Annotated in this window: 12 protein-coding genes; 7 read left to right on the top strand and 5 right to left on the bottom strand. The window is 72.3% G+C overall.

Features of this window, described 5'->3' with window-relative positions; genetic code table 11:
• Positions 1-42: 42 nt before the first annotated feature.
• On the bottom strand, positions 43-885 hold the full coding sequence (locus tag SS2_RS17780) for a TetR/AcrR family transcriptional regulator (protein ID WP_066464533.1): 843 nt from the start codon (positions 883-885) through the stop codon (positions 43-45).
• 105 nt (positions 886-990) lie between these two features.
• On the opposite strand from SS2_RS17780, the gene SS2_RS12280 reads away from it, so the two are divergent.
• From SS2_RS12280 to SS2_RS12270, 3 genes are all read left to right on the top strand, one after another.
• Positions 991-1,968, top strand: coding sequence for an ABC transporter ATP-binding protein (locus tag SS2_RS12280; RefSeq protein ID WP_066464532.1), 978 nt, complete (start codon positions 991-993; stop codon positions 1,966-1,968).
• The gene (locus SS2_RS12275; RefSeq protein WP_066464530.1) at positions 1,968-2,702 is read left to right on the top strand and encodes an ABC transporter permease; all 735 of its coding nucleotides are present in this window, start codon (positions 1,968-1,970) and stop codon (positions 2,700-2,702) included. The genes SS2_RS12280 and SS2_RS12275 overlap by 1 nt, the downstream gene beginning before the upstream one ends.
• A 72-nt stretch (positions 2,703-2,774) precedes the next feature.
• A complete protein-coding gene (locus tag SS2_RS12270; RefSeq protein ID WP_245643560.1) occupies positions 2,775-3,671 on the top strand; it encodes an SURF1 family protein in 897 nt (298 codons plus the stop codon).
• A gap of 51 nt (positions 3,672-3,722) precedes the next feature.
• Here the strand turns inward: SS2_RS12270 and SS2_RS12265 are convergent, their stop codons facing one another.
• From SS2_RS12265 to SS2_RS12255, 3 genes are all read right to left on the bottom strand, one after another.
• Positions 3,723-4,412 (bottom strand): YceI family protein, encoded by a 690-nt coding sequence (locus SS2_RS12265; RefSeq protein WP_066464529.1) that lies wholly within the window; start codon positions 4,410-4,412, stop codon positions 3,723-3,725.
• A 72-nt stretch (positions 4,413-4,484) separates the two neighbouring features.
• Positions 4,485-6,224 (bottom strand): ABC transporter ATP-binding protein, encoded by a 1,740-nt coding sequence (locus tag SS2_RS12260; RefSeq protein WP_066464528.1) that lies wholly within the window; start codon positions 6,222-6,224, stop codon positions 4,485-4,487.
• On the bottom strand, positions 6,221-8,014 hold the full coding sequence (locus tag SS2_RS12255; protein WP_066464526.1) for an ABC transporter ATP-binding protein: 1,794 nt from the start codon (positions 8,012-8,014) through the stop codon (positions 6,221-6,223). Before SS2_RS12255 ends, SS2_RS12260 begins: the two co-directional genes overlap by 4 nt.
• Positions 8,015-8,068: 54 nt before the next feature.
• Here SS2_RS12255 and SS2_RS12250 point away from each other — a divergent pair, with 54 nt between their 5' ends.
• The 3 genes from SS2_RS12250 to moeB are packed head-to-tail and all read left to right on the top strand — an operon-like array spanning position 8,069 to position 10,284.
• Positions 8,069-8,497, top strand: coding sequence for a DUF3817 domain-containing protein (locus SS2_RS12250; protein ID WP_066464524.1), 429 nt, complete (start codon positions 8,069-8,071; stop codon positions 8,495-8,497).
• Between the two features lie 7 nt (positions 8,498-8,504).
• Positions 8,505-9,029 carry a hypothetical protein gene (locus SS2_RS12245; protein ID WP_066464522.1) on the top strand — a complete coding sequence of 175 codons (525 nt, stop codon included), beginning with the start codon at positions 8,505-8,507 and terminating at the stop codon, positions 9,027-9,029.
• A 40-nt stretch (positions 9,030-9,069) separates the two neighbouring features.
• Positions 9,070-10,284, top strand: a complete 1,215-nt coding sequence (gene moeB / locus SS2_RS12240) for a molybdopterin-synthase adenylyltransferase MoeB (RefSeq protein WP_066464521.1) — start codon at positions 9,070-9,072, stop codon at positions 10,282-10,284.
• A gap of 18 nt (positions 10,285-10,302) precedes the next feature.
• Here moeB and SS2_RS12235 read toward each other — a convergent pair whose 3' ends face one another.
• Positions 10,303-11,556, bottom strand: coding sequence for an FAD-dependent oxidoreductase (locus SS2_RS12235; RefSeq protein WP_066464519.1), 1,254 nt, complete (start codon positions 11,554-11,556; stop codon positions 10,303-10,305).
• A 167-nt stretch (positions 11,557-11,723) separates the two neighbouring features.
• Between SS2_RS12235 and guaA the strand changes: the two genes are divergently transcribed.
• Positions 11,724-13,304 (top strand): glutamine-hydrolyzing GMP synthase, encoded by a 1,581-nt coding sequence (guaA, locus tag SS2_RS12230; RefSeq protein ID WP_066464517.1) that lies wholly within the window; start codon positions 11,724-11,726, stop codon positions 13,302-13,304.
• Positions 13,305-13,359: the final 55 nt, after the last annotated feature.

Genomic DNA, 13,359 nt, shown 5'->3' with positions numbered 1-13,359 from the left:
TCGCACTAGGCCTTAGGTGCGAGGAGGGGGTCCCCGGACGTGCTAGTGCCCCGTCGTGCCCTGGTGAGTTCCGTCACGGGGCGGAGCCGGCCAGTGCCCCCGCACCAGCCGCAGGACGGTCTCGTCGTCGGCCCCTGTCACGCCCAGGGCGTTGAGCATCGCGAGGTGGTGGGCGACGGCGCTGGAGACGATGACCGCGTCACGCAGCGCCGCGCGCTCGGCCGGGTCGGGGACAGAGCCTGTTGCGTCGGCTGAGCCGGCGGGGGAGCGGCGCTGGGCCAGAGCGTCGACGGTGACCTCGAGGAGCTCCGACCACACCTGCGCGACCTCCTCGCGGTGCTCGGGGTGGCGCATCCCGAAGAGCAGCACCTCGTAGGTCAGGGGCAGCCACGGATCGCGACGGGCGCGGTCGAGGCTGGCGGTGAGGTCGGCGTCGTCCAAGGCGTCGAGGGTGGTGACAGCGGCGCCCAGGGGATCAGCCCGGGCGGCCTCGACCCGCGCCCGGAAGAGCGCGAGGAAGAGCTCCGCCTTGGAGGAGAAGTGGGAGTAGACGGCGCCCTTGGTGTACCCGGCGGCCGCCGCGACGTCGTCGACCGACGCGCCGTCGTAGCCCCGGGCGGCAAAGACGGTCGTGGCGGCCGCGAGCAGGTCCTGGCGGGTGCGGTCGCGGCGTGAGCCGCGGCCGGAGAGCTTTGCGGCCATCGACTCGACCGTGCGGGCAGCGCTGCGCAGCCCCTGGGTGAGCTCGTTCTCGACCGTGTCGGCGGTCTCGGTGGTCGCGGCCCTGAGGGCCTCACCGAGGGCGGCCGTCGCGTCCGTCAGGGCCTGCGTGGCAGCCGTGAGGGGCGAGGCGTGACGGTCGTCCGCCGGTGGTTTCGGGCTCATCCGGCCAGCCTACCGGAGCCATACCGCGCGGTACCCCTTGTCGGATACCACGCAGTACTGATACGTTCCGGTATCACAAACCACCTAGTATCAGAAAGGGTCGCCATGGCCCCCCGCGTCCTCGACGTCGACGACGTCTCCAAGACCTTCCGCGGGCGCCGGCCCGTGCGCGCCAACGACCATGTCCACCTCACCGTCGAGTCCGGACGCGTCGTCGGGCTGCTCGGGCACAACGGTGCCGGGAAGACGACCCTGGTCAACCAGATCGCCGGGCTCGTCGCCCCGGACAGCGGTGCGATCCGCGTCGCAGGCCAGGACGCCGTCGCCGATCCGGACCGGGTGCGCCGCCTCATCAGCGTCCAGGCCCAGGCCAACGTCCCGATCACCGGCCTCACCCCGCGCACGGCGATCGAGCTGGTGGGACGGATCCGCGGCGTCCCGCGCGCCCAGGCCCGGGCCCGGGCCGACGGGCTGCTCGACGCCCTCGAGCTCACCGAGTGGGCGCAGACACCCGCGCACAAGGTGTCCGGCGGGGTGGCGCGCCTGACCGCCTTTGCCATGACTGCCGTCGTGCCCGGTGCGCTGGTCATCCTGGACGAACCCACCAACGACGTGGACCCGGTGCGCCGCCGGTTGCTGTGGACCCAGATCCGCCGCCTGGCCGACGACGGCGCGGGCGTGCTGCTCGTCACGCACAACGTCCGCGAGGCCGAGCACGCGGTCGACGACCTGGTCATCCTCGACCGGGGGACGGTCCGCGCCCGCGGCACGGTCGCCGACCTCACCCGGGACCTGCGCGGCACCCTCCAGCTCGTGGTCGACCTGCCGACCGAGCGAGACGAGAGCCCGGCCCACACCTGGCCCGACTACGTCACCGCGGTGTCCCGCGAGGGTCACCGCGCCCAGGCGACCGTGCCCGCAGGCCGGAGCGCCGAGGCCGTCGCCTGGGCCCAGCACGCGGTCGACACCGGGACCGTCGACCGGTTCTCGATCACCCCGGCGTCCCTCGAGGACGTCTACATCCAGCTCGTCGCCGACGCATCCGCCACCGGTGCGCCCCGTCCCCTCGAAGGAGCCCGCTGATGACCGCCCTGCGCCAGTACGGCCTGCTCACCCAGTGGCAGCTGCGCCGCCAGTCCGCCTCCCTGCCGATCCTCGTCGTGGTCCAGGCGCTGCTCGCGGTTGGGACCGTGCTCGGCTTCGGCATCATCATGGGGGAGATGTCGGGGACCGCCGCGCTGTTCCTGGCCACCGGCGCACCGACGGTGACGCTCATCACGGTCGGGCTGGTCATGGCTCCCCAGATGCTCAGCCAGGCCAAGACCGAGGGCAGCTCGGCGTGGATGATGACGCTGCCGGTGCCCCGCCTGGCCTTCCTCGCCGCCGACCTCACCGTGTGGACCCTGGTCGCACTGCCGGGCACCCTGCTGGCCCTGCTCGCCGGCGTCGCGCGCTACGACATCGAGCTCTCGATCGCTGCGTGGGCGCTGCCCGCCGCGGTGCTCGTGTCCCTCACCGCGGCGGCGGTCGGCTACGCGATGGCCGCGGTCCTGCCCCCGACGATCGCCCAGCTCATGACGCAGCTGCTGATCTTCGCGATCCTGCTGTTCTCCCCGATCACCTTCCCGGCAGACCGGCTGCCGGACTGGCTCGCCGACCTGCACCGGGTGCTCCCGGTCGAGCCGATGGCCGAGCTCGTGCGGGCCGGGCTCGCTCAGGACACCTTCACCGTGCCGGCCTCGTCCGTGGCTGTGCTCGTGGCCTGGTGCGCGGGGTCGGTGGCGCTGGCGGCGGTGGCACTGCGGCGCCGGGGGTGAGCAGCGTCGCGGGTGAGCGGCGGCCGCCAGGAGGGTTCGAAGGACGGGTGCTGGCTCGGGTAGCCTGAAACTGTGCCAGACCGAGTGACCGAGCAGCCCCGCGAGACCGAGCCGTCCCCGACGCGCCGACGGACCTCGATGCTCACGGTGGCGTTGCGCCCCCGGATGCTCGTGCTGCTCCTCGTCTTCCTCGCCGCCGCCGCTGTGTGCGCCCGGCTCGGGGTATGGCAGCTCGACCGGGCGCAGGCCCGCGGCGACCTCGCTGCCGCGCACGCCGCCGTCGAGCAGGCCAGTGAGGGACCGGAGAGTCTTGGGAACCTGCTCGAGCCGCAGACCTCCTTCCCCGGCGACCTCGTCGGGCGCCAGGCCTGGGTCGAGGGGGAGTACGACCCCGCCGGCCAGCGCCTCGTGGCCGGCCGCGCCCACGACGGGCAGGAGGGCTTCCTCGTCCTGACCCCGATGCGGGTCTCCGAGGACGGGACCGGCGGGCAGTCCTGGGCAGACCTGTCCGGGTCTCCGATCCTCCCGGTGGTGCGCGGATGGGTGCCCCGTGAGCCGGGCGAGACGGGAGAGGTGGCGCTCGCTGCCAGCCAGCTCGCGCCGCCCGAGGGCACCGTGCGCCTCACCGGCTACCTGCAGGCCTCCGAAGCCAAGGGGTATGCCGAGCTCCCAGCCGGGCAGACCGACTCGATCAGCTCCGCCGCGCTGGCCAACGACTGGGGCGGGCCGATCTACTCCGGCTACCTCGTCGTGGTCTCCTCCGACCCGGCCCAGGACCCGGCTCTGGCACTGCTGGACCGCCCGAGCATCGAGGGCGGCGACGGGCTCAACCTGCAGAACCTCTTCTACGCCCTGCAGTGGTGGATCTTCGGAGCCTTCGCGGTGGCGCTGTGGCTGCGCACCGTCCGCGACGAGGCGCGCGGGGACGACGCGACCACCGGCCTGAACCCCTTCGCCGCGCTCGACTGACCGGGCGGTGCGGAGGACGGAGCCCGCTCACTGAGTGAGTCGCTGAGTGAGTCACTGAGTGAGCTGGAGCAGCATCTCGACCGTCCCCGCGTCCTCGACCTTGACGAAGCCGAGGTCGGGCGCGTCGACGTCGAAGTCGGAGAAGGTCACCGGGATCACGCCGCTCACCTCGACGCCGTCGGCCGTGGTCTGCGCCTTGAGCTCGACGGTGACCGGTCGGGTGACCCCCGCGATGGTGAGGTCACCGGCACCGTCCACGCTGGCCACGCCGTCGGCGACAGCGGAGATGTCGACCGGGCTGGTGAGCACGAAGGCCGACGTCGGGTGCTCCGAGGTGGACAGGATGTCCAGGAACTGGCCGTCACGGCTGGAGCTGTCGGTCGTGACGGAGGTCATCGACACGGTGACGTCCGCCGCGGTGACCTCCGACCCTGTGACCGTGACCGTCCCGGTGACGTCAGAGGTGCGACCCACGACGGTGACGTCCTGGCCGTTGAGCACCTCGTCCACGCGGTACCCGGCCTGGGACCCCTCGCTCACGGTCCACGTCCCGGCGAGGGAGTCGAGGTCCACCGGACCGGCCGGCTCGCTCGTCGAGGACGCCGTGCCCTCCGGCGAGGTCAGTGCCAGCTCGTCGGGGGCGCGGTCGTTCTGGATCTTGGCATAGAGGGCCGTCCCGGCGACGACGGCGAGCACAGCCACCACGACGGCGGCGAGGGCGATGATCCACTTCTTCTGCATGGCACGGTCCTGACGTCGGCTAGGTGAAGCTCCAAGTAATCCAGACGAGTCTGGGAAATACCTGGACCGACCTCAGGCCTGCTGCCAGCTGTGCCACAGTCGGGCGTACTCGCCGTCGGCCGCGACGAGCTCGTCGTGGGAGCCGATCTCGGTGATCTTGCCGCCGTCGACCACGGCGACGCGGTCGGCGTCGTGCGCGGTGTGCAGACGGTGGGCGATCGCGACGACGGTCCGCCCGGCCAGCACCGCGTTGAGCGAGCGCTCCAGGTGACGCGCGGCGCGCGGGTCGAGCAGGCTCGTGGCCTCGTCGAGGATGAGCGTGTGCGGGTCGAGCAGCACAAGCCTGGCCAGCGCGACCTGCTGCGCCTGGGCGGGGGTGAGCACGTAGCCACCCGATCCGACCTCCGTCTCCAGGCCCTTGTCCAGGGCCTGGACCCAGGTGCGGGCGTCGACCGCCTCGAGGGCGTCCAGGAGCGCGGCGTCGTCCGCGGTGACGTCGGCCAGGCGCAGGTTCTCCGCGAGCGTCCCCACGAAGACGTGGTGCTCCTGGGTGACGAGCGCGACGTGGCTGCGCAGGTCCTCCAGGGGCAGCTCGATCAGCGGCACCCCACCCACCTTGACCGACCCGCCGGTGGGCGGGTGGATGCCCGCGAGCATGCGTCCCAGCGTCGACTTGCCGGCACCGGAGGGACCGACCACCGCGAGACGCTCGCCGACGGCGAGGTCGAGGTCGATCCCGTGCAGCACGTTGTGCCCGGGTCGGTAGGCGTACTCGACGCCGGTGGCCACGATGTGCTCGTCGGCCGGCGTGCGGTCGCCCTGCTCGCGGTCACGCTCGACCAGCCCGACGCCGATGATGCGGGCCAGCGACGTCGCCGCGACCTGGATCTCGTCGAGCCAGAAGATGAGCTCCCAGACCGGACCGACCAGCTGGGTGGAGTACAGCACCACGGTGGTCACCGCCCCGATGGTCACCTGCCCCTGGGACAGCAGGTAGCCGCCCCACACCAGGACAGCGATCGGGCCGATGACGAAGGCACTGTCCATGCCCGGGATGAGCACGGTGCGCAGGTTGAGGGTGCGGGTCTCAGCCGCGAAGGCCTCGCGCAGGTCCGCGTCGACCTTCGCCCGGCGCCGGGCGCCCAGGCCGAGGGCGTCGACGGTGCGGGCCCCCTCGACGGACTCGGTGATGGACCCGTTGATCGCCGCGTAGGCAGCCGACTCGCGCTGGTAGGCGGGGGCGGCGCGCTTGAGGTACCACCGGCCGATGACGCCGATGATCGGCATGCCGACGAGCATGGCGAGGGCCACGAGCGGGGCGGTGAAGAAGGCCGCGATGACCGTCAGGACGATGGTGACCGAGGCGACGAGGATCCGCGGCACACCGAAGCGCACCGAGTGCTGGATCCGGTCGACGTCGTTGGTGGTCCGACCCACCAGGTCACCGGTCCCGGACCGTTCCACGGTCGAGAGCGGCAGCTCGGTGACCGTGGCGAGGAAGTCCTCGCGCAGGTCGGCGAAGACCGTCTCGCCGAAGATCATCGCGTTGCGCTGGGCGAAGCGGATGAGCACCGTCTGGGCGAGCACCGCCAGGACGAGGAAGCCGACGAGCTTGTTGACGTAGCTGGAGGTGGTGCCCTGGGCGACGGCGTCCACGAGGCTGCCGAGCAGCAGCGGACCCACCAGGCCGGCCAGCGCGGCGAGGGTGTGCAGGGTGATGACGCCGGTGAGCGGGCGGCTGTTGGCACGCAGCAGCATGGCGGTGTGCTTGCGGACGGTGGGACCGTCCGCGATGGGGAGCTTGGTGTTCATCGGGTCACCTCCTGCGAGGGTTCGTCGGAGCTGGTGGTCTGGTGGGCTGGTTCCTCGGCCAGGGAGCGTCCCACCACCGAGCGGTAGTGGTCGTGGGCCTCGCCCACGCCCATGAGGAGCTCGCGGTGGGTCGCGCGGGCGATGACGGCGTCGTCGCGCAGCACGAGGACCTCGTCGACGTGGTCGAGCACGAGGGGGCTCGCCGTGACGATGAGCGTGGAGCGACCCGCGCGGGCGGCGACGAGCCGCTCGGCGATGCGCGCCTCGGTGTGCGCGTCGACGGCGCTGGTCGGCTCGATGAGGATGAGGTGCTCCGCCTCGGTGAGCAGCGCACGCGCGAGGGCGACCCGCTGGCGCTGCCCGCCCGAGAGGGAACGGCCCTTCTCGGGCAGCTCACCGGTCAGCCCGCCGGGGGTGGAGTCCAGCACGTCCTGGGCGTCGGAGACGACGAGGGCCGCGTGGATCTCGTCGTCGCCCGCGCGGTCGCGGACGTCGAGCTCGTCGCGCAGCGCACCGGAGAACAGGTGCGAGGTGGCCTCGGCCACCACGACCCGGTCACGCAGCGCGGACTTGTCGAGGTCGCGCAGCGGGGTGTCGCCGAGCAGCACCAGGGCATCGGCCTCGGCGTCGTCGTTGAAGCGACCCATCCGGGTGGCCACCTCGGCGGACTCGTCGGGGTTCTGGCTCACCAGCGCCACGATCCGGCCCGGCTCGAGGGTGACGCCGGTGGTCACGTCGCGCAGCACGGCGCCCGGGGTGGGCGCTGCCGCGGTCGCGGGGTCGCTCGCCGTGGCGGGCTCGACCTTGAGGACGGTGATGACCTTGCGCACCGACACGACCGCACGGGTGGTGATCTGCAGGGTCTGCGTGAGGTTCTGCAGCGGCCAGGTGAGGAAGGCCGCGTAGCCGTAGAAGGTCACGAGCTGACCCGGGGTGATCTCCCCGGTGATCGCCTGCTGGGCGGCGAGCCAGAGCACGAGCGCCACGAAGAGGCCGGGCAGCAGCACCTGGAGGGCGTCGAGGTAGGACTGCGTGGTGGCCACCCGGACAGCCGCGGCGCGCACCCGCTGGGACTGGGCGCGGTACCGGTCGGTGAAGACCGCCTCGCCGCCGATCCCGCGCAGGATGCGCAGCCCCGAGACGGTGTCCGCGCCGAGGGTGGTCAGGCGGCCGGAGGCCTCACGCTGAGCGGTCTGGCGTGCCTGCAGCGGCTTGACCAGCAGGCCGAGGATCGCGGCGACCGCGGGCAGCCCGACGGCGACGATGATGCCGAGGGTGAGAGAGGTGGAGAGCATGAGGATCGCCACGGCGATGTAGGCGACGACGCTGCCGATGAAGCGTGCGGCGTTGAAGAAGAACTCCCCGATCCGCCCGGAGTCGCTCGCCACGGTCGCCACGACCTCACCGGTCGGGATGTTCTCCGTCACGGCGTCACCGCTGCGGCTGACCTTGTCTCCCACGAGCTGGGAGACCGAGAAGGCCGCGCGGAGCCAGTTCTCCACGTCGTACCGGTGGCCGAAGCCGCTCGCGACGACCTGCACGATGCCGGCGGCGAGCATGAGGCCGGCCCACGTGAGCAGCTCACGGCTGAGGCCGAGCTCGAGCCCCTCGTCGAGGGCGTGGCCCATCGCGTACGGGGTGACGGCCTGGGCGAGGAAGGTCACGACGCCGAGCAGGATGGCCACGACGAGCACGCCCCACTGGCGACGTGCCTGCCAGGCAAGGAAGGACGAAGCGGACGTCAGCGGGGGAGTCCCTGGATGAGGGAGGGGTAGGGGGCGCACGGTCACCTACATTAGGTGGTGGGCCTGACACTCGGCCACAGTTTATTCGGAAGGCTAACTATGACGTCCCCCACAGGCTCTGGCGCGCAGAATCCCTCGTCACAGCCCTCTGCCACGACCACCGACTCCGCTGCGGCGCAGGCCGCTCGCGCGAAGATCATCGGGGCCGCTCGTGGAGCGCTCACGCGGTACCGCGTCATGGCCTATGTCACCGGCGTGATGCTGCTGCTCCTGGTCATCGAGATCCTCGTCAAGGTCTTCGCCGGCGACGAGGCGGTCAAGTACGTGAAGTGGATCCCCTTCGCCCACGGCTGGATCTACGTCGTCTACCTCGTCACGGTGGTCGACCTGTGGTCGAAGATGCGCTGGCGCTTCGGCCGCCTGGCGGTCATGGTGCTCGGCGGCGTCGTGCCGGTGATGTCCTTCGTGGTGGAGAAGAAGGTCCACACCGACGCCGAGGCCCGCATCGCAGCAGCCAGCGCGGTCTGAGCTGCCAGTGACGCGGACCGCGGGCGCGGCCCTCTCGCTCCTGGTCGTGCTGGTGCTCGCGCTGGGCACCGCGACCGGGGCCGGTGCGGACGTCACTCCTGACCCGCCCCCGGTCGCCCACGACTACGGGAGCGGTCCCTTCGCCTCACGCCTGTGCGGTGGTGGCAGCGGGGACCTCGTCTGCGTCGCGGCCCGGACGGTCACCGCGATGGCCCAGGGCGCCGAGCGTCGGGCCGACGCCGTGGCACGTGGGGCGAGCTGCGAGGTCCAGTCCGGCCAGTGGGTCTGCTTCGCGGTCGACTCGGTGCTCGCCCAGCGCGGTGGGACGACCTACGGCGACACCTTCCTCACCTCCCGCAGCGTCCAGCAGCTCGACCCGGCCCTCCTGGCGCACGAGGGGGAGCACGTCCGCCAGTGGCGGCTGTTCGGCCCGGACTTCGCCCTCATGTACCTGCTCGAGGGCGCAGACCCGTGCACCAACTACTTCGAGGTGGCAGCCGGCCTGGACGGCGGGGGCTACACCTGCCCGTAAGGCCTGCCCCTGAGCCGCGGCGGTGTGATTGGGTGGAGGGGTGACCTCCACCGCTGAACCCCGCACCCTCCCCGGCCCGCTGGTGGCCGAGTCCGCGCCGCTCACCCCGGCCGAGATCGCCCGCTACGCCCGCCAGATCACCCTCCCGCAGATCGGTATGAGCGGTCAGCGGCGGCTCAAGAACGCCCGGGTCCTCGTGGTGGGCGCAGGCGGCCTGGGTAGCCCGGCCCTGCTCTACCTCGCCGCCGCGGGCGTGGGCACCCTCGGCGTGGTCGACGACGACCGCGTGGAAGAGTCCAACCTGCACCGTCAGGTCATCCATGGCGTGGGCGACGTGGGCGCGGCCAAGGTCGACTCCGCCCGGGCAGCGATCGCCGAGGTGAACCCCGACGTCGTGGTGGAGACCTACCCGGTCCGCCTGACGGCTGACAACGCCCTCGAGATCCTCTCCGGCTACGACCTCGTGCTCGACGGCGCGGACAACTTCCCCACCCGCTACCTCGTCAGCGACGCCTGCGAGATCCTCTCCATCCCGTGCGTGTGGGGTGCCATCCTCGCCTTCCACGGTCAGGTGAGCGTGTTCTGGGCGGCCCCGCCGGCCGGCGTCGCACCGGTGACCTACCGCGACATCTTCCCCGAGCCGCCGCCGGCCGGCAGCGTCCCGAGCTGCGCGGAGGGCGGGGTGCTCGGCGCGCTGTGCGCGACGGTCGGCTCGGTCATGGTCAACGAGGCGATCAAGCTCATCACCGGTGCCGGTCGCAGCCTGCTGGGCCGGCTCGCACTCTACGACGCGCTCGAGGTGAGCTGGCGCGAGCTGACGATCAGCGCGGACCCCAGCCGCAGGCCGGTGACCGAGCTGGTCGACACGGTCGCGGAGTGCGCGGTCCCCGGGCCCGCTGCGAGCGGGACGGGGCAGGACGACGCGGCAACCTCGGACGTGATCTCCGCCCGGGAGCTCGCCGACCTCCTCGCCGCCGGAGCAGACGTGCACGTCCTGGACGTGCGGGAGGCCTTCGAGCGAGAGATCGTCACGATCGAGGGCTCGGTCCACGTCCCGATGGCCGAGCTGCTGGCCGACGGCGGCCTGGCCGCCATCCCGACCGACCGCCCCGTCGTCGTGCACTGCAAGATGGGCGGACGCTCGCAGGCGGTGGTCGACGCGGCGCGCAGCGCTGGCCTGGGCAACGTGCGGAACCTCAGCGGCGGGGTCCTCGCCTGGGCCCGCGACGTCGACCCGAGCCTGCCGGTCTACTGACGCCTGGCCCGGGCGTCGCTAGAGCGCGAAGCGCCGCGGGTCCGCGTGGGCGAGCACCTGCGACAGGCCCGCCGCGCCCCTGGGCGGGTCGCCGAAGAGGACGCCCAGCGCGAGCGCCGTGAGCGGGGTGAGCACGATCCCGTTGCGGGAGTGACCGGTCGCGGCGAGCAGCCCGGGCACGCCCGTCTCTCCGATGAGCGGCAGGTTGTCCGGGGTTCCCGGACGTCCTCGGCTGGTCACCTCGACGAAGGCCTGCTCGTCGATGCTCGGCACGAGTCGGCGGGCGTCGTGCAGCAGGGCGAACATGCCGCGGGTGGTGCCCAGGTCGGCGGCGGTGGTGGCACCCTCGCTCGTCGCGCCGACGACGATCTCCCCGTCGGCGCGAGGCACGAGGTAGATGGGCCGGCGGTGGACCGTCCCGCGGACCACGTGCCCCAGGGTCACCCCGCAGGGCGGGCGCAGCCGCAGCGTCTGCCCGGTGATGGACTGCACCGGCAGGCGGGCCCGCCCGGTCGCCGCCATCAACCTGCCCGACGCCGTCCCCGCGGCCAGCACGATGATCCCGGCGTGGTGCACCGCACCGTGGGCGTCGACGACGCCGATGGCTCGCCCGTCGGCGCCGAGCAGCAGCGTGGCGGCGCCCGACCGCAGCAGGGTGGAGCGCGGGTCGGTGGTCAGGACGGTCTGCAGCGCCCGGTGCACGGCGCGCGGGTCCACCTGGTGATCACCCTCGACCCACAGCGCGCAGGACAGGTGCGGGGCCAAGGACGGTTCGCGCTCGCGGGCCTGAGAGACGGAGATGGGCTCCGAGTGCAGCCCGAGCAGCCCGTGCTGGGCGTGCAGGCGGTCCATCTGGTCGGCGTCGGAGGCGTCGTAGCCGACGGCGAGGGTGCCGTGAGTGGCGAAGCCCACATCGCGCTCGGGGGACCCGGCGGCCTGTGCGGCGGCGACGAGGTCGGCCGCGAAGGCCGGCCACAGGGCGGCGGAGGCCACCCGCAGAGCGGTGAGGGACTCGAAGCCGAGCGTCGCCTCCGTCACAGGGGCCAGCACGCCCGCGGCGGCAAAGCTCGCCCCGGCCCCCGGGGTGGGATCCAGGCAGGTGACGCTCAGACCGGCGCGCAGTGCCTGCCACGAGGCGGCGGCGCCGATCAGTCCGGCTCCGACGACGAGGACGTCGCTCGTGGACGCTCTGGCGGGCGCGGGCCTGGTGGGCTGCGGGCGGGGGCGGGGGACCGGCGCGAGCGTCGACGGTTGCGTCGTGGGTGCGCGCATGTGGCGGTGCTCCCTTCGCCCGCGGATCGGCGACTGTGCCCTGCGGGGCTGGCGGTTCGCGTGGACGGCTGTCCTGTGCACCGATGCTTGCACGCTCCGGGCGGCTGTGCGCGTCGCGGGGCCCGGTGGCTGATCGACCAGTGCCGGCGGGCGACTATCCTGGGACGGTGACGAACACCCCTCCCTCTTTGCCGCGCCCGGTCCTCGTTGTTGACTTCGGCGCGCAGTACGCGCAACTGATCGCTCGCCGAGTCCGTGAGGCGAAGGTCTACTCCGAGATCGTCCCGCACACCTTCACCGTCGAGCAGATGCTCGCGAAGAACCCGGCGGCGATCATCCTCTCCGGTGGCCCGTCCTCGGTCTACGCCGACGGCGCTCCCTTCGTGGACCCGGCCCTCTTCGACGCCGGCGTGCCGGTCTTCGGTATCTGCTACGGCTTCCAGGCGATGGCCAGGGCCCTGGGCGGCACCGTCGCCCAGACCGGCCTGTCGGAGTACGGCGGCACCGCGGTCGAGATCAGCGAGACCGGTGCCCTGCTCGACGGCTCGCCCGAGCACCAGACCACCTGGATGAGCCACGGCGACGCCGTGCACTCCGCCCCCGAGGGCTTCACGGTCCTGGCGACCTCGGCCGGGTCCCCGGTCGCGGCCTTCGAGAACGTCGAGCGCCGGCTCTACGGGGTGCAGTGGCACCCCGAGGTCAAGCACTCCCCGCTCGGCCAGGAGGCCCTGGAGAACTTTCTCTACAACGGCGCCGGTCTGGCTCCGGACTGGACCCCGGGCAACGTCATCCACGACCAGGTCGAGCTCATCCGCGCCCAGGTCGGCAACGCCCGCGTGATCTGCGGTCTGTCCGGCGGCGTCGACTCCTCGGTGGCTGCCGCGCTCGTGCAGAAGGCCATCGGCAACCAGCTCACCTGCGTCTTCGTCGACCACGGTCTGCTCCGCGAGGGCGAGGCGACCCAGGTCGAGGAGGACTTCGTCGCAGCGACCGGCGTGCAGCTCAAGGTCGTCGACGCCCGCCAGCGCTTCCTCGACGCGCTCGCCGGGGTCTCTGACCCGGAGACGAAGCGCAAGATCATCGGCCGGGAGTTCATCCGCGTCTTCGAGATCGCGGCCCGTGAGGTCGTCGAAGAGGCCGGAGAGCACGGCGAAGAGGTCAAGTTCCTCGTCCAGGGCACGCTGTACCCGGACGTCGTCGAGTCCGGCGGCGGCGAGGGTGCGGCCAACATCAAGAGCCACCACAACGTGGGCGGGCTCCCTGACGACCTGGCGTTCTCTCTCATCGAGCCGCTGCGGACGCTGTTCAAGGACGAGGTCCGCGCCGTCGGCCTCGAGCTGGGCGTGCCGGAGGCCATCGTGTGGCGCCAGCCCTTCCCGGGCCCCGGGCTCGGCATCCGCATCGTCGGCGAGGTGACCGCCGAGCGTCTGGAGATCCTGCGCGCGGCTGACCTCATCGCCCGCGAGGAGCTGACCAAGGCTGGTCTGGACCGCGAGATCTGGCAGTGCCCCGTGGTGCTGCTCGGCGACGTGCGCTCGGTCGGTGTGCAGGGCGACGGGCGGACCTACGGTCACCCGATCGTGCTGCGTCCGGTCTCCTCCGAGGACGCCATGACCGCCGACTGGACCCGTCTGCCTTATGACGTCCTGGCGACGATCTCGACCCGGATCACCAACGAGGTCAAGGACGTCAACCGCGTTGTCCTCGACGTCACGAGCAAGCCGCCGGGCACCATCGAGTGGGAGTGACGCTGCCGGTCGTGTGACCAGCGGTGACGGCGGGGCAGGTCTGCGGACCTGCCCC

It is taken from the genome of Sanguibacter suarezii NBRC 16159 (assembly GCF_001552735.1).
GTDB lineage: Bacteria > Actinomycetota > Actinomycetes > Actinomycetales > Cellulomonadaceae > Sanguibacter > Sanguibacter suarezii.
Note: the sequence above shows the minus strand (reverse complement) of the source record. Positions and strands in the feature narration are given on the sequence as shown.

Coding starts and splice junctions, on each gene's coding strand:
- SS2_RS17780 (WP_066464533.1), bottom strand. CDS start 885: ATGAGCCCGAAACCACCGGCGGACGACCGTCACGCCTCGCCCCTCACG.
- SS2_RS12280 (WP_066464532.1), top strand. CDS start 991: ATGGCCCCCCGCGTCCTCGACGTCGACGACGTCTCCAAGACCTTCCGC.
- SS2_RS12275 (WP_066464530.1), top strand. CDS start 1,968: ATGACCGCCCTGCGCCAGTACGGCCTGCTCACCCAGTGGCAGCTGCGC.
- SS2_RS12265 (WP_066464529.1), bottom strand. CDS start 4,412: ATGCAGAAGAAGTGGATCATCGCCCTCGCCGCCGTCGTGGTGGCTGTG.
- SS2_RS12260 (WP_066464528.1), bottom strand. CDS start 6,224: ATGAACACCAAGCTCCCCATCGCGGACGGTCCCACCGTCCGCAAGCAC.
- SS2_RS12250 (WP_066464524.1), top strand. CDS start 8,069: ATGACGTCCCCCACAGGCTCTGGCGCGCAGAATCCCTCGTCACAGCCC.
- SS2_RS12235 (WP_066464519.1), bottom strand. CDS start 11,556: ATGCGCGCACCCACGACGCAACCGTCGACGCTCGCGCCGGTCCCCCGC.